15 protein-coding genes are annotated in these 17,535 nt (G+C 62.4%); 8 read left to right on the forward strand and 7 right to left on the reverse strand.

The genetic code is table 11. The features are described from left to right. Positions 1-57 precede the first annotated feature (57 nt). Positions 58-1,161: a DUF4365 domain-containing protein gene (locus ACZ5Z0_RS07055; RefSeq protein ID WP_464110484.1), complete on the forward strand. Its 1,104-nt coding sequence runs from the start codon at positions 58-60 to the stop codon at positions 1,159-1,161. Positions 1,162-1,216: 55 nt separating this feature from the next. Here the strand turns inward: ACZ5Z0_RS07055 and ACZ5Z0_RS07060 are convergent, their stop codons facing one another. Then, positions 1,217-3,508 carry a hypothetical protein gene (locus ACZ5Z0_RS07060; protein WP_464110485.1) on the reverse strand — a complete coding sequence of 764 codons (2,292 nt, stop codon included), beginning with the start codon at positions 3,506-3,508 and terminating at the stop codon, positions 1,217-1,219. 1,316 nt (positions 3,509-4,824) lie between these two features. On the opposite strand from ACZ5Z0_RS07060, the gene ACZ5Z0_RS07065 reads away from it, so the two are divergent. After that, complete coding sequence (locus tag ACZ5Z0_RS07065; protein WP_464110486.1) at positions 4,825-5,709, forward strand: undecaprenyl-diphosphate phosphatase; 885 nt, start codon at positions 4,825-4,827, stop codon at positions 5,707-5,709. A gap of 174 nt (positions 5,710-5,883) precedes the next feature. On the opposite strand, the gene ACZ5Z0_RS07070 is transcribed toward ACZ5Z0_RS07065, so the two are convergent. Both ACZ5Z0_RS07070 and ACZ5Z0_RS07075 read right to left on the reverse strand, forming a co-directional pair. Beyond that, positions 5,884-6,249, reverse strand: coding sequence for a hypothetical protein (locus tag ACZ5Z0_RS07070; protein ID WP_464110487.1), 366 nt, complete (start codon positions 6,247-6,249; stop codon positions 5,884-5,886). A gap of 342 nt (positions 6,250-6,591) precedes the next feature. After that, positions 6,592-6,990 (reverse strand): nuclear transport factor 2 family protein, encoded by a 399-nt coding sequence (locus ACZ5Z0_RS07075; protein ID WP_464110488.1) that lies wholly within the window; start codon positions 6,988-6,990, stop codon positions 6,592-6,594. 264 nt (positions 6,991-7,254) lie between these two features. Here ACZ5Z0_RS07075 and ACZ5Z0_RS07080 point away from each other — a divergent pair, with 264 nt between their 5' ends. From ACZ5Z0_RS07080 to ACZ5Z0_RS07105, 6 genes are all read left to right on the forward strand, one after another. After that, positions 7,255-8,118, forward strand: coding sequence for a carbohydrate ABC transporter permease (locus ACZ5Z0_RS07080; protein ID WP_464110489.1), 864 nt, complete (start codon positions 7,255-7,257; stop codon positions 8,116-8,118). A gap of 64 nt (positions 8,119-8,182) precedes the next feature. Then, on the forward strand, positions 8,183-9,484 hold the full coding sequence (locus ACZ5Z0_RS07085) for an ABC transporter substrate-binding protein (protein WP_464110490.1): 1,302 nt from the start codon (positions 8,183-8,185) through the stop codon (positions 9,482-9,484). Positions 9,485-9,507: 23 nt separating this feature from the next. Next, complete coding sequence (locus tag ACZ5Z0_RS07090; RefSeq protein ID WP_464110491.1) at positions 9,508-10,443, forward strand: carbohydrate ABC transporter permease; 936 nt, start codon at positions 9,508-9,510, stop codon at positions 10,441-10,443. A 40-nt stretch (positions 10,444-10,483) separates the two neighbouring features. Then, entirely contained in the window at positions 10,484-11,842 is a 1,359-nt protein-coding gene (locus tag ACZ5Z0_RS07095; RefSeq protein WP_464110492.1) for an MBL fold metallo-hydrolase, read from the forward strand. A 112-nt stretch (positions 11,843-11,954) separates the two neighbouring features. After that, entirely contained in the window at positions 11,955-12,746 is a 792-nt protein-coding gene (locus tag ACZ5Z0_RS07100) for an HAD family hydrolase (protein ID WP_464110493.1), read from the forward strand. 138 nt (positions 12,747-12,884) lie between these two features. Continuing rightward, positions 12,885-13,226 carry a hypothetical protein gene (locus ACZ5Z0_RS07105; protein WP_464110744.1) on the forward strand — a complete coding sequence of 114 codons (342 nt, stop codon included), beginning with the start codon at positions 12,885-12,887 and terminating at the stop codon, positions 13,224-13,226. A gap of 62 nt (positions 13,227-13,288) precedes the next feature. Here ACZ5Z0_RS07105 and phnE read toward each other — a convergent pair whose 3' ends face one another. The 4 genes from phnE to ACZ5Z0_RS07125 form a co-directional block, all read right to left on the reverse strand. Next, a complete protein-coding gene (gene phnE / locus ACZ5Z0_RS07110) occupies positions 13,289-14,788 on the reverse strand; it encodes a phosphonate ABC transporter, permease protein PhnE (RefSeq protein WP_464110494.1) in 1,500 nt (499 codons plus the stop codon). 140 nt (positions 14,789-14,928) lie between these two features. Next, positions 14,929-15,729: a phosphonate ABC transporter ATP-binding protein gene (gene phnC, locus ACZ5Z0_RS07115; RefSeq protein ID WP_464110495.1), complete on the reverse strand. Its 801-nt coding sequence runs from the start codon at positions 15,727-15,729 to the stop codon at positions 14,929-14,931. A 3-nt stretch (positions 15,730-15,732) separates the two neighbouring features. Further along, positions 15,733-16,686 carry a phosphate/phosphite/phosphonate ABC transporter substrate-binding protein gene (locus ACZ5Z0_RS07120; protein ID WP_464110496.1) on the reverse strand — a complete coding sequence of 318 codons (954 nt, stop codon included), beginning with the start codon at positions 16,684-16,686 and terminating at the stop codon, positions 15,733-15,735. 123 nt (positions 16,687-16,809) lie between these two features. After that, positions 16,810-17,529, reverse strand: coding sequence for a phosphonatase-like hydrolase (locus tag ACZ5Z0_RS07125; RefSeq protein WP_464110497.1), 720 nt, complete (start codon positions 17,527-17,529; stop codon positions 16,810-16,812). Positions 17,530-17,535 lie beyond the last annotated feature (6 nt).

A 17,535-nucleotide genomic window follows, 5' to 3' on the forward strand; every position in this document is an offset into this window, starting at 1 on the left:
AGCACGAATCCGAAAGCTGGTCTAGTAGATAGGAATTCCCTCTGGTAGAGAGGAGTCGTGCCAAATCCTGAAATGCTAGTCGAAGAGGCCTTCGAGGATGACTACACGCTGAAGTTCAAGCAGCTGGTACTTCGCCGTGGGCTTCTGGCCTCCTTCGACCGTGACCGCGCGCGCGTCGACATTGGAATGATGCTCAACCGTCTTGGCACCCTCGAACTGAGTGGCACCAAAATTTGGTTCCAGCTCAAGGGCATCCACTCTTCAACGCTAAGTGCCGAGAAGCTTAAGACCGACGGCCACGCTTCCCGCAGCTTGCGTCTCGACGACCTGCGCTTTTGGTATGCCGCGCCGGAGGCGACCTATTTGGTCATTTACATTGAGGCAACGGGGCAGTTCCTAGCCGAGGATGTCCGCGACATTGTCGACAGAGAGTGGGGACCAGATTTTCTCCGCCGTGACCGGTTTCGCGGCCAGCAATCTGTGACGGTGCACGTATCTAGTGATGCGGTGCTCAATGACGACAGGCTCGACGCCATGGTTGGGCATCGGTCAATCCGCATCGACGGTCCGGCGTTTCGTGGTCGCCCACTCGGGCACCGGCTTGACCCACTTCGGTGCGAACTAGCCCGGCTCCCTCCCGACGTCTTCGAGCGGCTTGTCCGGGCACTTCTCGACGCGCACCTTTTCCGCGACGTCGAGGGTGTGGACCCATCGCGAGTACTTGCGGATGCGGGGCCCGACGGTCACCGTCTCCAGGTCCTCGTCGGCACCCTACACACGACCTTCGAGTATCCATTTAGTGGGAGCGTCGAATATGGCTTCGATGACGCCGACTCCCCCGAGCCGCGCAGCGAGGGGCAGTGGTTCTCTGCCCTCGGAAAGGTCGGGGTTATTATCCACAGCGACGTTGCCGGGTCAATCAAGGCGGCGCCCGAGCTGCCCCTCTTACTCGAAGAATGGGACCGGTCGGACGTCAAACAGGTACTGGTTTTCTCCAATGGCGCCGACATGACCAGTTTGTTCCCGTACAGGCAGATATTTGGCAGTCGCTGCCCAATCCCGCAGGGCCTATCGAGCATCGCCTACAACGTACTAGTCGCAACGCTGGTCTTCCTTGACTTCGAACAAGACCTGCGCTGGAGTTCAATCAATTACCAGTGACCCATCCACGTCGAGCGGCTGGAGCACTCCGATGATTGCCCTAGATTGATTAGCGTCAATCCGCCCATTCAAAAGTGAAGCTGGGCCCGTCGGCGTCCTGGTTATGCGAGTAGTTGGTGAGCCCAAGATTTCGCTCGCATGAGACAAGCGCTGTGTCGAGTATGCCGTTGTAACTCTTTTTCTCCCACCGCCATGGGTGTTCCTCGTCCCAAAAGTGCCGCGACAGATCAGGAGCGGTCAGAACGAGGGGAAAATTCGGAGTGCTTTGGCCGATCGAGCTCCTGATAGGGGCCGACCGCTCCACGAGTGCCCTCAGGTCTTGACGCTCCTCGGGAGAGAACTCGTCTTTCAATGTCGCAAACAGCAAAAGACACCGAACCTCTTTCTCGACCAACCTCGCCCGGAGGAACTCCAGGTTTGCTACATCCTTTGAGTCAATGCGGTTCCCGGTCTTTACTTCTCCGAGTACGGCCAGCCAGTCCCTGTCCCCGAGATAAGCGGCGATGTCAGCCTCAATCTTCCTTCCGTCCACGGTGACCTCAAGTCCCAGCACCAAGGGCGGGAGGTCGGATGTGTGTCGCAGTTGCTGCAGCAGAGAAGTCGTGGCGAGTGCCGGCAGCAGCGCTTCTATCTGGTCGGGCCGGAGATGTGCTGCCAACCGGTACCGCCACTCTGGTTGGGACAGCGCCTGGGAAAGGGCCAGATTGTAGACCTGTCCGCAGAACTCGCAGTTCATAGTTGCACCGAGGTCATCGGCGGAGACGTGGCTCTCTACACGGCAGTGACTGCAGTGGACTCTTAGCGTGGGGACGAAAAGACCGCTGTGGAACAGGTTGTTGACCGCACGGATTGCGTAGTCGCGAGGGGCCGTACTGTGGTTCATTGGCGAGTCTGGCCAGCTGCCGCGCTCCTTCTCAACCATTCCTCGCAGATAGTCGAGCGGAACTCCGGCAGGCTTTCCTGCTGCTCTGGTTACTGCTGCCCTCACCCCTGGTTGATTGAATGTCCCGCTGTACGGGCCCCCAAACTTTTCGGCTGCTCGGGTTTGGAACTTGCCCACATTTGACTGCCCGACTTCTACGGATTCGCTATCGAACAGCAAGCGAATCACTTCTTGGGTGTTTGCAAAAGGAACGTGTAGCTCTTCATACCCAACGTCAAGACCAAAAACCAGCCCGTCATGTCCAGAGCGAACGTGGTCCACGCTCTGATGACGCTGACGGTTTTCCAGCAGCGCTGCATGTCTCCGGTATGGCGGGACATGCCCGGTGTAGCGGGGATCCTGACCGCGGACTTCCCCCAGTTCCACTTCAGCGGCCACAATGCCGCGTCGGAATACGTGGCTAGGTTGGCCTACGAGCGGCAGGCGGGGGAGATCCACATCAATTCCTTGGGATGCGGGTCGAAATTCGACGCGGAGGGCTCGCCTGAAATCGGTCCGCAGGCCGCTGAAGAGAAACTGTGGTTCCTGCGGGCGACCTTCCCTCACCTCGTGAGTGGCTCCTGCAGCGCGTTCTATTGCCTTTGTTACCTCAATAGATGATTTAGCACCACCGAACACGTGCAAAACATTGCGCTTGCTGACGACTCCCTGAGGTCCGACGACTCCCATTTCAGATCCTGGGAGTGGTTGATTGAGTAGTGCGTCAGCTAGCTCAGGAGCCGCGTTGGACGGGATTCCCAAGACTGAGCCGCCAACCGCACGCATATTCCAGAACTTGACGATGTTCTCGGATTGCTCGGCGTGCAGGATGAATATGCCGTCCTGACTTCCGCGGCTGTTTGGACGGTCGGGGTGGATGTGGAGCATTGTGGTTGCCAATATCCCGAGACCGGCCATGCTTGCCGGTCGCGTTGTGAGCAGATCCGTATATGGAACCGGGTCATGATGGGTACCGACCTTGTCCGGGAGCCCCCAGATCGCGGCAAAAGCCAAGTCATCCGGGTCCTCAGCGGACCAGCAGGGCACTGTGAGTTGACTCGGCTCGTGGAGAAGTTCTTGAATCGGAAGTAGTCCTTTACGGAAGGTTCCGTTGTCTTCGCTGCCGAAGGGACCCCACTGCGCCCTACCTTGCCAGGCCCACCCTGGCTTTCTCAAAAACTCGGCTAGAGGGCCCTCCGTGACGTCAGCGTAGAGCGAGTCGACACCAAACACTTCACCGAGTTTCTCGAGTTCCGGAATGGGAGTGTTTATATCGAAGATCGGCATTGAACGGCCACCCCACACCGAACTTAAGCTTGCGATGGCTTCGCGGACCTCAGCCGGTGATCGAGTATCCACTAGCAGTCCAACCCGCCAGGGTCGGACGGTGACCGTTCCGCGGGCTTCTGCCATTTCCATCGTCATGCTTTGATCGTACTGACCTGGCAGAGTCTCAGTCCTTGGAGACGCGGAGACGAGTAGACCTGCTCCTTCAACCGGCGTTCGCTCCACCGCATGAGCGGAGACGGCGGGACATCGTCTGCCTGGGTATGGGTCCTTCTGGCAACCAAGGTTTGGATCACGAGCTCCAGACAAGCGGACAAACCAACGGAAATCTGCGCCCGCCTTTGCGCGGTTTTCCCTCTGTGCAAACGAAATCTGTGGTTCAGCTTGGCTAAACGGGTATTGGCGCGACCTAGCGCCTCGATGTTCCTGGTCGCGCGGCTGGGTGGTGCATCGGGTGCGTGGTCGCGGTTGATGGCGGTCCGTCGCTGTGAGTGGCTGCTGCGGTTCGCCCTGGGCGGCGGACCGCCCGGCGTGCGGGAGGTTCCTCGCCCCCGTTGGGGTCAGTGGCCGGGCAGTTGCGAAAGGGGGAATCCAGCCGCACGGCCTTCCACCCTTTCGGGTGACGCTAGCTCCCCGGGTAAAGTGAGCAGTCGCCCAGGGCAGATAGCACTGAAGTCGGATGTCGCACCGGAGCAACTTCCGGTTCCGTGACGGCAACCGACCGGGCGATGGACATATGCGACATCTAAGAAAGCTACGGTGTGACTAGCTGCGCCGGGTTGTAGCGTAGTCATGAGGGTGTGGCCTGCGGCGGGGAAGAGTACAACCAAGCTGAGCGGCCGCCTGCCCTACGGCGCCCCGGAATCGGGTTGGCAAAGAATTGGCAAAGGAATCGCTGTGGAGTGGTGTTTTCAACCGTTGGAGAACGTGACCATACGTCGCTCGATTGGCTGAGAAACCAAGGCTTCATGGGATTTTCCGCAGAACTGCGGGGATGACGAAATGGGTTCAAATCCCACCGTCACCGCCACGCAGCGAGGCCCCTGGTTCCCTTTGTTTACAAGGGAACCAGGGGCCTTTGCTTTGCCACTCATGGGCCATGCGGGGCCCTGCGGTAACGCCGTAGTAACAGATTTTTCACGGAGGACTCCCCCCGAGTGGGAAGGGTCGACAGGTCAGGGCCACGACCGACTCGAAACACTCGAGTAACGGGACGGCACTTTCGGGGGTTTCTGCGGGCCGCCAGAAGCTTCGATTGTCGCAGCTTAGAACTGTTCTCTGATGCGCGAGGCTGACGAAAGTCGGGCCCTTGACTACACAGCAGCGCAACGCGGAAATCGTCGCCCGATTCTCCGAGCCGAGATGTCGAGCCATAGGTGGAGCCACGGCCTCCCGCGCTCTGGTCCGGATGCTGGGAAACCTTTCCAGCCATGTCTTATTGGTATCCTCCGGGAATGATCAACACCATCCAGGCCGTCATCCTTGGCCTCATCCAAGGCATCACTGAACTTTTTCCGATTTCGAGCCTGGGCCACAGCGTCATCATTCCCAAGCTCTTTGGCTGGAACCTTGATCAGAACGCGCCCTCGTTCCTGACCTTCCTCATCGCCACCCATCTGGCAACGGCCATCGTCCTGTTTCTTTTCTTCCTCAAGGACTGGATCGAGGTCTTCAAAGGCCTCGGGCGTTCCGTCCGCGACCGGAAGGTCCTGCCGGAGGACACTTACGCAAAACTAGGATGGCTGCTGATTTTGGGCACCATCCCGGCCGGGATCCTGGGTCTGGCACTCGAGAAGCCGATACGCGCCCTGTTCGCCTCACCCCTGCTATCCGCCGTATTTCTCGTCGTCAATGGCCTCATCCTCTTCACTGCCGAGCGGCTGCGAAGCAAGGAGGGAAACCGTGCATCGGCCCAGGCCCCGACGACGGACGCGGCCGTCTCCGATGCCGAAATTGCCAAAATCTCCTGGAAACAAGCACTCGGCATCGGCACCGCACAAGCAGCCGCCCTCGTCCCGGGAATCTCCCGTTCCGGATCATCGATGGTCGGCGGGTTGCTCTCGGGCCTTAACAACGAAAATGCCGCCCGATTCAGTTTCCTGCTGGCCACCCCAATCATCGGTGCGGCCGCCGTCCTGAAATTGCCTGAACTCTTCAGCCCGGCCATGGCCGATCAACGCCCCGCGTTCCTCATCGGAGCGCTCTGCTCCGCCGCCGCCGCATGGTTCTCCACCAAATTCCTGCTCCGGTTTTTCGAGACCCGGACCCTCACCCCATTCGCCATCTACTGCGTGGCAGGCGGAATTATCTATTTCGCCCTGATGCTCATCGTCGGCTAGGGCTGGCAGCAGGCCGAGTCCGAGACAGCCACGACCGACAAAACCAAAGCCGGGGCCGGCTCGCGGCGACCCGGCCTGACCACAGAGCATCAGCGATGCTGGCCGCCGGAAAGTCCGTGCCCTGCAGCGTAGTACCAACAACGGTCAAGACCTGAGGTCGGCGGGCTCGTCCGGTCAGAGCGCGTAGCGCCGGGAACGCCCAGGGATCATGTCCTTGACCAAGGCAATCCTGCCGGTGACCATCACGGTGAACCATTGTCCTGAAGAATGGTCAATGCCCGCGAATCGCCCGGGTTCGGTCTGGATCAGCTCCATCGTTGCGTTGTCGCGGGCGTGGAAGAGGTTCCACCGGCCTGCTGTTCCGTTTCCAGCCAGATAGCCGCAGCTCTGGAAGTCGTAGACGTGGACACGGTCCTCGGCTACTTCGCCGCTCATCACGACCAACCGTCCGGTCTCAACGTCCCGGATCAATCGGACGTTGGAGATAGTGCAGATACGTCCGGTGACATAGGCTATGGCCCGCTCACGGTCTTCAATCATTCAAAATTCCCCCATACGATGTGCCGGGCGCCACGGTGGCTCAATCGTCGCCGGGATTTCCTGTCCCCCGCCGCCGCCGGCGATGCTGACCGGATTCTCGCAGTATTCGGCGCACACCTGTGAGCGGCACCAACGTCGCCCAAACATCGCCCAACGCGTCCGTGAACCTTGGGATTTCTGCGCTGAACGGTCCCTTGGTTCACGCCGCCGTTGGCGTCCCACGGCGGCCTAAAATGGACGGGAGTAGAACGCTGAGAGATGCCGAACGCCAAGCCTGAACCATTTGGGGCCGGCCACATGGCCTCTTGATCGGACCTTAACCGACCCGTGACGTCCGTTTTCTCATTCGCTTACAGTGTCCGCATGGCGGTGAGCGACCTTCCACTCGCCACCCTCACGTCGGTAGACCTGGGTCGCACGCAAAGTGTAAGTGCGGTGCTTACCGTCGACCGAGACGGAGGAATGTTCCAAGCCAGCTGTGAACGCCATGTCGCCCACGACGTCGAACGCCTTGAGCTCGAACTCGTAGGACGTGCAGTCGGAGAAGCTTTCTTCAAGAAAGGTGAACAGCTGCTCAACTTCGTGCTGGCCGTTCGCATTTCGCCACGCGCCCAGAATACTGACCGGCTCGTTTCGCGACCATATCGCCCTGCGCGGGCCCGCATCTCCATTATGAAGGGCTAACTCGGCCTGATACAGCGTCGTCTTCACCCAAGTGAGAAAGTCATCTCGGACAGTCATTCCGTCACCGTACTCGGTCTCCACAACTCCAGCAACGACGCATGCCTCAATGGGTGAGGCGGAGAATCCGCTCCCTGTTCGCACTCGATTCACTGGGGAGTTCCGATTCCGTCATGTTGCAGCCTCAAGGTAGGGATCTTGGTCACCCGCCAAGGGCCGGACAGGTCTTGCGTGATGTTGGGAGTTATGGTGAGGGCGATCGTTCAAGGCAGGCCAGGGGCCGGGCCTGTGGCCTCCCGCGGCAGGTCCGGGCTCCGGTCCCCCGTGGCCTATTTGTTTATTCTTCCGGCACTGGCGATCTTCCTGGTTTTCACCATCGGGCCAACGGTTTTCACGTTTGTGGTCAGTACTTTCAAGTGGAACTGGCTGAACCCTGACCAGAATAAGTTCGTGGGCCTGGCCAATTATCAGATGCTGGTCGACGGCTCACAGGATCCGCCATTTACCGGCACCTTGCTAACCTCGGGCTACTTTGTTGTGGCCATGGTCGTGGGTGGAACGGCGATCTCGCTGAGCCTGGCAATGTTGCTGCGCCGGGCCGCAAGAATCAATATTGCCGCCCGCACCGCGGTCTTCTTGGCCCACGTCACCCCACTAGTGGCAACGTCGATTGTCTGGGTCTGGATTTTCAATCCCCGCTTCGGATTGGCCAATCTGGTGATGAGTTGGTTCGGTATCGCCAATATCGACTGGCTCGGCGATTCCCGCTACGCCATGCCCGCCGTGATCATCTACTCGCTGTGGCATGAAATCGGCTTCACCACGGTGATCTTTCTCGGCGGCCTGACCACCATTTCCACGGAACTTTCCGAGGCGGCGAGGCTCGACGGTTGCAACGGCTGGCAAGAATTTTGGAACGTCACGTTCCCGCAACTTCGCCCCGTCGTCATCTTCGTCATCGTGGTCTCCTCGGTGGCTTCCCTGCAGGCATTCACCCAGTTCTTCATGATGACCAGCGGCGGCCCAGGATTCGACACGGCAACGCTGGGCTTCCAGCTCTATCAACAGGCGTTCGTATTCCGGAAGACCGGGTACGCGGCCGCGCTGGCTGTCGTCCTGTTTGGCATCACCGTAGCGCTTTCGATCCTTCAGCTGCGCACCACCCGCTCTTTGGACCGGACCAGCTGAGACGTTCTCTAACACCAACCTCTTACAGGAGTACAAAATGACGCGAAACTCTAAACCTGCCCCCATGACTGGCCGCCGCCGGATCCTTGCGACGTCCGTTCTTGTTGCCGCCGGACTGACGCTGAGCGCGTGCGGTACCGGCACCAACACCGCGGCGTCCGGCAGCTCCGTGCCGGCCGACACCGGCGCGCCGGCAACGATCACCTTCATGGAAGCGATGTCATCGGGGGCGCAAAAAACTACGCTGGCCAAAATGACCAAAGACTTCATGGACAAGAACCCGAACATCAAGGTCGAGCTGCAGGACCAACCCGACTACGGGACGCTGCAGACCAAAATCAATGCCCAGACGGCGGCGGGAACGCCCCCGACGATCGCCCAGGTGTACGGAAACTGGGCCGACGAATTCGCGGCCAGCCAGGTGATCGTCCCGCTCGATGACTACGCTGCGCAAAGCGATCAATATAAGAGCTTCTTTGCCGGCATCAAAAAGGACATGAAGCTCACCGACGGCAAAACGTGGATGTGGCCATTCAACAAGTCCGTCGTGGTCCAGTACTACAACCCGAACATGGTGCCCGCGGCGCCCAAGACCTGGGACGAGTTCGCCACTGCCGCCAAGGCAGCGTCCACCGGCAACACTGTCGCCCTGTCCATGGACCCGGGCAGTTCTTCGGGACCGGCCGGCGGCACGGCCTTCTTTGAAATCCTCGCCGAGTCGATGGGCGACACGGTCTTCGCAGCGGACGGGACACCTCAGTTCACCAAAGACGGGGCCGTCAAGGCGATGGACTACCTGGTCAAGATGAAGAAAGACGGATCCTTGATGCTCGGGACCAACTACCCCGGCCAGGCCGCACTGGGCGGCGGGACCGGAGCGTTCGATCTGTCCTCCGTGGCCAGCTACCCGTTCAACCTCAAGGCTGTCGGAGACAAGTTCAAACTCGGCGTCGCTGCCCTGCCCTCCGGTTCAAAGGGCTCCGCCAACCAGCTGGCCGGCACCAACATCGCGCTTTTCGCCAAGAGCTCCGACGCCGAAAAGGCCGCGGCCTGGAAATACATGCAGTTCCTGACCTCCCCCGAGGAAATGGCGTACTGGTCCGCCACCACCGGCTACCTGCCGGTCAGCAAGGAGGCCATGGACCAGCCCGTATTCAAGGACTACGCCGCCAAGACACCGTTCGTGACCGAAGCCGCCACCCAGCTTGACTCAGCCACCCCGCTGCCCCCGAAGGCGTGGATCAGCAAGGCCTCCGGCGCTCTGGCCCAGGCCATCCAGTCCGCTGTGAACGGGACTGCGAGTTCGAAGGACGCCCTGGCCACCGCCCAGGACTCGGCGATGAAAGCCATGAAGGGTTCCCAGTAGGTCCTGTGGAAACGACAACACCCATGAGGACCGCGGTCACGCCAACGCAGGAGGACTCCCGGGGCGAATACACCGCCCCGCCCTCCGGGACTCTGCGTTCCGGCCCGGGGCGGTCCGGACTGACCCGATGGCGGCATGGCGTCCGGCTGGGACCGCTGTTGCGGCCCTGGGTCGCCGCCGCCGTCGGATTCCTCTTTCTGGTCCCCATACTCTGGATGCTGATCACCAGCGTCGCGGCGGACGCGGACGTCTTCACCTTCCCGCCCAGGCTCTGGCCGGCCTGGGACTTTTCCAACTACGCCCGGGCATGGGGAAAGAGCCCTTGGCTGACCTACTTCGGGAACACAGTTTTGATCGCCGGCAGCGTCGTCCTGCTGGTCCTTATCACCTCGTTGCTGGCCGGATTCGCCTTCGCGCTCATGCGCTTCCGTGGCAAGGGGCCCCTCTTTCTGCTGGTCATGAGCGCCATGATGGTGCCGCAGACCGTGCTCCTGATTCCCAATTTCATCATTGCGCAGAAGCTGGGGTGGTACGACACCTACCTGATCCAGATCGTCCCGTGGGGCGCGTCGGTGTTCGGCATCTTCCTGCTGCGCCAGTTTTTCCTCACCCTGCCCAAGGAACTTTTCGAAGCGGCAGAGATTGACGGGGCCGGACCGGTCCGGATGCTGTTCTCGGTCGCCGCACCGCTTGCGGCTCCCAGCCTTGTCCTCGTGGCACTGAACTCTTTCATGGGCTCCTGGAACGCCTTTGTCTGGCCCTACATCATGACCAAGTCCGACGCGGTCCGGCCCATCGAGGTGGGACTTCAGGCTTTTTACGGGACCGAGGGAACCGACTGGACAGGACTGTGTGCCGCTGTGTCGTTCACCACGCTGCCCATCATCGTGCTTTTTCTGTTCCTGCAAAAGTACTTTGTCACCGGCGCCTACGGGACGCAGGGCAGCGTCCGTGGCTAGAGAAGCACAACAAGATCAACACCCACGAACGGGGCCTGGCATGACAACGATTGAATTCTTCGGCGGGATCGGGGTGATCGGATCCTCCAAGATCATGATCTCGACGCCCGCCGCGCGTGTGCTCCTGGACATGGGGCTGGACATCCCGGCCGAACGCGATCTTTTCCGCGCGCCGGTGCGCGAACGCCTCGGCTTCGAGCTGCGGGACCGCCTCGCCGTCGGGTTCGCACCCGAAATTCCGGGGGTCTACGACCCGGCCCAACTGGATCCGGGCGCAACCCTGGGCAGGCCCGATCACCGATCAACTGCGGTCTTCCTCTCGCACGCCCATCTGGACCACGACGGCGCCCTCGGCTTTGTCCGGCCCGACGTCCCCGTCTACGCGCACCCGGACACGGTGTTGTTGGAGGCCGCCATAGCGGTGTCCGGGACGGGCGGCCCGGGCAACCGGCCCGAACTGACCCCCATAACCGGGACCGTAATCGTCGGGGACATCGCCGTGGAAGCCGTCCCGGTGGACCACGACATCCCTGGCGCCTGCGGATTCCTGGTCACCACACCGGACGGGACGCTGGCGTACACAGGGGATCTGAACTTCCACCGTGACGGCGCTCGACTCAGCCGTGGATTCGTGGACCGCGCCGCGGGCGTTGACATGCTGGTTACGGAAACGACCATGCTCTCCTTCGACATCCCCGCCGGCGCAGGGGAACCCCGCAGCGAGGCGGAGGTGCTCGAACTGGCCGCAGAGGCCATGACCCGGGCGCCCGGGCTGGCCCTTGTGAGCATGTACGTCCGCGACGTCGACCGCGCCCAACGCCTCATGGCCCGGGCGGGCGCCCATGGCCGCACCCTGGTGTGGCCCGGGCAGTCCGCGGCGCTCCTTCACCACCTCGGAGTCGAGGGCGTCACCACCTGGGACGGATCCCGCCCACAGACCCGTTGCCATGCCGAAGCCGTGGCCCGGGCCGAAGCCGCCGGCCACGGGAGTATCCGCACCGTCAGCCTGGACGCCGTCCGGGCCTCACCCTCCTCGTTCCTGATCCAAGCGGACGTCTCGGACGTACCCAGCCTTCTGGATCTCCCGCTTGCCGCCCCGCACCGGCCGCCGGGAACGTTTCTGCCCTTCATCCACGCCCAGGGCGAGCCGCTGGGCCCGTTCATGGCCAACTGGCACACCTACATGGAATGGCTGGAACGGCTCGATGTCACCTTTGTTGGCATCGGCTCCTCCGGGCATGCCACCGGCGAGGCGCTGCACAAGATGGTCATGGACATCCACCCAGGTGTTGTCGTGCCCATCCACGGATTCCGGCCCGAAGCCCTCCAGGTGGACGTGCCCAGACTCCTCCCGGAATACGGCACCTCGTACACCCTGAGCGGCCGTGCCCTCCGCTAGGACCGTCGCCAGCCGCATGAACCCCGACCGCAAGACCGGGCCTGCCTCGGCCCGCTGGTCCCCAACTGAACACGACATCGGAACACGCGTTCCCCTGGATCGAGAGTCACCCGTGAGCCCCCTCCCCTCGGCCGAAGCTGACAACGATACGTCCTTCGACTCACCCTTGCCGCTGCTCGTCCTGGACTTTGACGGCACCGTCTGTCTCGGGGACGGACCGGTGCATGCCTACGCAAACGCGGCAGCGCGACGTCTGCCCGCACGCACCAGCGCACCGCTGCTCACTACATTGCAACGGTTCCTCAACGGAGCACCGGGCTCCCGGGCCTACCCGGACGGATACGCAGCCGTTGCGGACCTGTTCGGCGCCTACCTTCCCCAAGATCAGCTCAGTGCCGCCTTTACCGAAAGCCGCCAGCGCCTGGCCGCCGGAGAAGTGGCAATAACGGCCCCACCCGGGCTAGCCAGGTTCCTCGACGGCCTGACCGGGCGTGCGCTCCGTGTCCTAGTGACCAATGCACCCCACGCCGGGGTGCTCGAAAGCCTCCGGACACTCGGCCTCCACGATCACGTCGATGTGGTGAGAGCGGACGCCTCAAAACCACACGGCTTCGCCACCCTGCTCCCCCGGATGCTCCGACACCGGGCACCCCGCCGGTTGCTCAGCGTCGGCGACATCTGGGAAAACGACCTCCGGCTCCCCCTCGAAGCCGGCTGCGCCACGGCCTACATCGACCGCTTCAACCGCCAGAGCGGCCCCTCCAGCCTGCGCGGCCCTGACTTCCCGGCCCTGTATCCGGACATCCAGGCCTGGGCGGAGAACCCCGACGGGTTCCACGAGGGGCACCGCGTAAGCGCTCCCGTCAGGGTCACAGACGGCGCATCGGAGGCCACTCACACTTGACCATCTTGGTGCCCGCGGAGTAACGCGGCGCCTGGAAACCTGCCGGGGCGCCACGCTCCGGACTGCGGCTGCCGCGGCGCCCGCGCTTCCGGCGCCCGGCGCCCGGCGCCCGGCGCCGACCACATCATTGTGGTGATGATGGAGAACCGCTCCTTCGACCACTTCCTCGGCTGGATGCCGGGGGCCAACGGGAAACAGGCCGGGCTGAGCTACATTGACCGCTACGGCATTCCGCCCTCGACCCACCACCTGACCGATTTCCAGGGCTGTGGCCACCCGGACCCGGACCATTCCTACGAGGGCGGCCGGATCCAGCCCCGGCGTCCCGCTTCGGACTCGACGTCTACAACGCCGGGGTCTAAGACAGGTCCCGCAATAAACGGCAAACGCCCGGCAGGTGCTCCCGCACCGGCCGGGCGTTTGCGTTCCGACGGGGGTCGTTCACCCGCAGCGCCGCCGGGTCGGGCGTCGGCCGACTAGGGTTGCCACCCCCAATGAGCGGGCGACGGCAAACACTTTCCCCCGGCGTTCCTGGTCTCGCCTCAGGTCGAGAGCACCTTCCGGATCCACATGGCGAGAGCCTCAATCATCAGCACCATCCCGATCACGAGCAGGGCCATGGTGAAGACCACGTTGTACCGGCTAAGTTGAGCGGCCTCGAACATCACTTGGCCGACACCTCCCGCGCCGACCACCGCAAGCACCGTTGCGGCACGGATGTTCCCGTCCAGTGCGTAGAAGATGTGGCCAACGAATGCCGGTGCTGCCTGCGGGAAGGTCCCCGCAGCGTACGTCTGGGGCCTGGAGGCTCCGGCGGCCCGCAGAGCACGTTCGGGCCCGGGGTCTACTTCCTCCATCGAGTCGGCGAGAAGCTTACCGAGCAGACCGACGGTGCCCACACCCAGGGCGAGGGCCGCAGCAGCACCGCCGAGGCCTGTCATGAGGATCAGCACGATAGCCAAAATGAGTTCCGGGATCCCGCGCACCACGAGCAAGACTGAGCGCGCACCGCTCCGGACAGCTCGGCTTGGGGCAACATTGCGGGCCGCGTAGGATCCGATCAGCACGGACAGGAAGACGCCGATCAATGTCCCGGCCAGCGCGATCGCAACCGTCTGGCCGAGCATGGCAAGAATCTGAGGCCACGTGTAGTCGCCGATCGAGAGCGAGAAAAACGATGCCAGGCGTTGCGGGAGAACGGCCCAGACAGTCAGGAAATCGCCCCATGTAGGTGCCGCGATCACGACGGCGGCTGCCACTACAGCGACCGCCGTCCAGCCCAATGCCGGGCCGGACCAGCGCCGGTTCTTCTTCTGCGCACTGCCGCGCAGGACCTTGCGCCGAATTGTTGAGGACAGAATCTCCATGCCCACGCATACCGCGAAGATGATGAGGGCAACGGCCATGGCACGCCGATAGTCGAGCCGCTGGATACTCGCGGAGAGCTCGTAGCCAAGGCCGGGCATCCCAACGTATCCGAGAATCGCCGACGCCCGAAGATTGATGTCCTGACGGTGGAGAATCGTGGCCACCCATGAAGGCGTCACCTGCGGAAGGACGGCCGAGACAAACTCCTGGGCCTTCGTCGCGCCGGCCGCCCGGACGGCCAGACGCGGGCCTTCATCGATCTGCTCGATCGCATCGGCGAAGAGCTTTGCGACCATACCGACTGAGTGCAGCCCAAGGGCCAGGATGCCCGGGAGGGATCCGAGGCTGAACATGGTGGCCAGGATAATTATCAGAATGATCTCGGGAAAAGCGCGGGCCAGAACGGTGATACTGCGTCCGAGCCACCGCAGCGCCGGGTGCGGGCTGGTGTTCCGGGCCGCCCAGTAAGCGATGGGCACTGAGAGCACAGCAGAGAGTGCCGTGCCGCAGACCACGATGGCGAGCGTGAGGACTGTCAGCCAGAGAAGCTCTTCCGGATGGGAGAAGTCCAGCGGCACCATTCGGGCAAGGAACCGCTCCGCGGCGGGTACGGTCCGGGACAGCCGTGCTGCGCTGAAGTCCAGCAGTTGGAATGAGCCGAAGGCGGCGAGCAACAGCGCGAGAAGAACGATCGTTATGGATACCCGCGCCCACGAACGAGCCGTCCCTGACGATACCCGAACAACTTTGCCGTCCGGGCTAGGGTCGTCAGGAGCGGGACGTCCACGTTCAGGACTCCGGGTGAGAATTCCGGTCATCCCGCCACTGCCCCGGCTGATGCGTTGGCCGCGGCCTCAGCCGGCGCCACCCTGCTGTAGATCCGCATGGCCTCTTCCCGGTTCAATCCGGTGGTTGGCGTGTCCAGGACTACAGTGCCGCCGCGCAGGCCAACAACCCTGTCTCCCCAGGACAGCGCAAGGTCCACCTGATGTAGGCTGCAGACCACTGTGAGCCCGTTTTCGCGACCGATCTCGCGGATGAGTTCCATGACCTGCTTGGAGCTTTCCGGGTCCAGGGAGGCCACCGGCTCGTCTGCCAGGAGGATTTTAGGTTCCTGCATCAGGGCCCGGGCCACTGCTACGCGCTGCTGCTGGCCGCCCGAGAGGGTGTCTGCCCGCTGGTGTTCCAAACCCGCAAGGCCTACGCGCTCGAGGTGCCCGGCCGCCGTCGAACGCAGAGCCCGGGAGTAGGACCAGATGCCGAGTCGCGGGCCGGTGATCCTTGCGAGGGCGCCGGTGAGGACGTTTTCCAGAACGGTTAGCGAGCCCACCAGTTCAAACTGCTGGAACACGACGGCGACCTTCGAGCGGAGGGCGCGCAGCTCGCGTCCGCGCAGCGCCGGGACGTCACGGCCGAGTACGCGGACTCGGCCGGACGTAGGGAGTTCCAACTGATCCACGTGCCGCAGCAGGGTGGATTTGCCGGAGCCCGACAGGCCGAGGAGAACCAGAATTTCGCCCTCCTCGACCGTCAGGTTCACGCCGGCGAGGGCTCTTTTGGAGCCGAAGTCCTTGACGAGATCGTCAATTTCTATGACGGCGTGGCTGCTTGTCATGCCTTAGATGCCCTCACAGGTCTTAACGTTCGGGAGCTTCTTGCAAAGATCCCGGATGTTGTCGTAGTACTTGTCATCGACGGGCTTGTTCCCCTCGCCGAAGAACTTGTCAAAAGCGTCGGTGGTGGTAATACCTGCCGCCTTGATGTCGGCGGTCTTGACGGTGGACATCTTCTCCGTCAAGACCTTCTTGACGTCCGCGGGGAGGCCGTCTGCCACAGCGAACGGGGGGCCCGGAACGAATTCTCGGTGCAGGACCTTCAGGTCAGATGCTTTGAACAAGCCGGCCGCGGGGCCGGTGGTGGTGACGGTGATGTCCTGGGCGAAGCCCACCTCGCACTCGGTGCCCTGGGAAACTTTCTGCGCGGAAACATCGTGCTTGCCTGCCATCACCTGGGAGTAGTCCCCCTTGTTGACGCCAGCATTGTTCAGCATGTACTGCGGGAAAAGGTAGCCCGATGTGGAGTTTTCATTGACGAAGCAAACCTTTTTGCCCTTGAAGCCGGCCACGTCGGTGACAGGCGAGTTTGCGGGCACAATCGCGTCGGAGTAGTAGCCCGGCTCGTGGGTGCTGGCGTCAACGCTTGCGCCGACCGGGGTGAATTGCGCACCCTTGGCCTTGGCCTGCAGGTAAGTGAAGGCGGAGAAGGACACCACGTCGACCTGGCCGGCGATGGAAGCTTCGATGAGGGCGGCGTAGTTCGAGGACTGCTTGACCTCAACCTTCTTGCCGGAGACTTTGCCTACGTAGTCCGCGATGGGCTGCCACGTGGACGTCGCGGAGCTTTCGTCCGGGACCATTCCGATGACGAGGGTGCTGGAATCCTTGGCGAAAGTACCCGCTTCGGCGGACGGGGCCGAAGCGCCGGCCGAGCCGCAGGCGGTAAGTGCGACGGCCGCTACCGTAGTCAGAGCCGCGACTTTAAGGGCGCGGCGGGAGGAACGAAGGAATTTCACTGGTGGTGCCTTTCGATGCGAATGCCGGGAACCTCAAAGGCCGGGCGATGGTAGGACATCTGGTTGACGGCTTGAGATTAAGCAATTGAGGTAACCAAAATCCGCGAGATAACGGTCACAAAGTTAACGGCCGGTGAAACTTGGGCACCGGACATCGGAAGACCGGCTCAAAGAAAGGAGGCCCGGAACATCCTTCACGCCCGCCACGATGTGATGATGGGGGTGCTCCTGCAAGGCCGCACGGCTCAATCTGCCGGTCAATACTCCAACGGCAGTGACCCCGGCATTATGGGCGGCAGCCAGATCCACGATGGTATCGCCGGCGGCGAGTACAGCGCGGACGTCCTGGACGCCCGCCAGCTCCATGGCGCGGTGGATCATATACGGCGCAGGACGCCCTGCCGCAACCTCATCCGAACAGACCACCGCGTCCAGCATCCCGCCGTCTGACGTCAGCTTCCAGCCGAGCTTCCGTAACACCGGCCACGCCACGTCCCGGGAAAAGCCGGTAGTGAGGGCTACTTTGACGCCCATACGGCGAAAAGACGCAAACGCACCCTCAACACCCTCAAGAGCCACCGGCGGATTAGCGTCATAGCGCTTGGCGAGGAGCACCTTAAAGCGGACGAAGGCGGCTGCCACGGTCTCTGCCTGCGGCGTGCCGCCGCCTTCCCGGATCAGCGCGGAGATGGCCTCCATTTTGTCGGCGCCCATCCATTTTTGAACCCTCTCCGGAGTGATGACCGCCCCGGTTTCCTCGACGCAGGCTGCCAGGGCAGCATAAACATCACCATGCTCATCCACGGTGGTTCCTGCCATGTCGAGAACAACCAGCTTGATCATGGGATC

Source organism: Arthrobacter sp. T2-23, assembly GCF_055398325.1.

Excerpts from the sequence above, each read along its gene's own strand:
- ACZ5Z0_RS07085 (WP_464110490.1), top strand. The coding sequence starts at position 8,183 with ATGACTGGCCGCCGCCGGATCCTTGCGACGTCCGTTCTTGTTGCCGCC.
- ACZ5Z0_RS07125 (WP_464110497.1), bottom strand. The coding sequence starts at position 17,529 with ATGATCAAGCTGGTTGTTCTCGACATGGCAGGAACCACCGTGGATGAG.
- ACZ5Z0_RS07090 (WP_464110491.1), top strand. The coding sequence starts at position 9,508 with ATGAGGACCGCGGTCACGCCAACGCAGGAGGACTCCCGGGGCGAATAC.
- ACZ5Z0_RS07105 (WP_464110744.1), top strand. The coding sequence starts at position 12,885 with ATGGAGAACCGCTCCTTCGACCACTTCCTCGGCTGGATGCCGGGGGCC.
- ACZ5Z0_RS07060 (WP_464110485.1), bottom strand. The coding sequence starts at position 3,508 with ATGACGATGGAAATGGCAGAAGCCCGCGGAACGGTCACCGTCCGACCC.
- ACZ5Z0_RS07070 (WP_464110487.1), bottom strand. The coding sequence starts at position 6,249 with ATGATTGAAGACCGTGAGCGGGCCATAGCCTATGTCACCGGACGTATC.
- ACZ5Z0_RS07065 (WP_464110486.1), top strand. The coding sequence starts at position 4,825 with ATGATCAACACCATCCAGGCCGTCATCCTTGGCCTCATCCAAGGCATC.
- phnC (WP_464110495.1), bottom strand. The coding sequence starts at position 15,729 with ATGACAAGCAGCCACGCCGTCATAGAAATTGACGATCTCGTCAAGGAC.
- ACZ5Z0_RS07075 (WP_464110488.1), bottom strand. The coding sequence starts at position 6,990 with ATGACTGTCCGAGATGACTTTCTCACTTGGGTGAAGACGACGCTGTAT.
- ACZ5Z0_RS07095 (WP_464110492.1), top strand. The coding sequence starts at position 10,484 with ATGACAACGATTGAATTCTTCGGCGGGATCGGGGTGATCGGATCCTCC.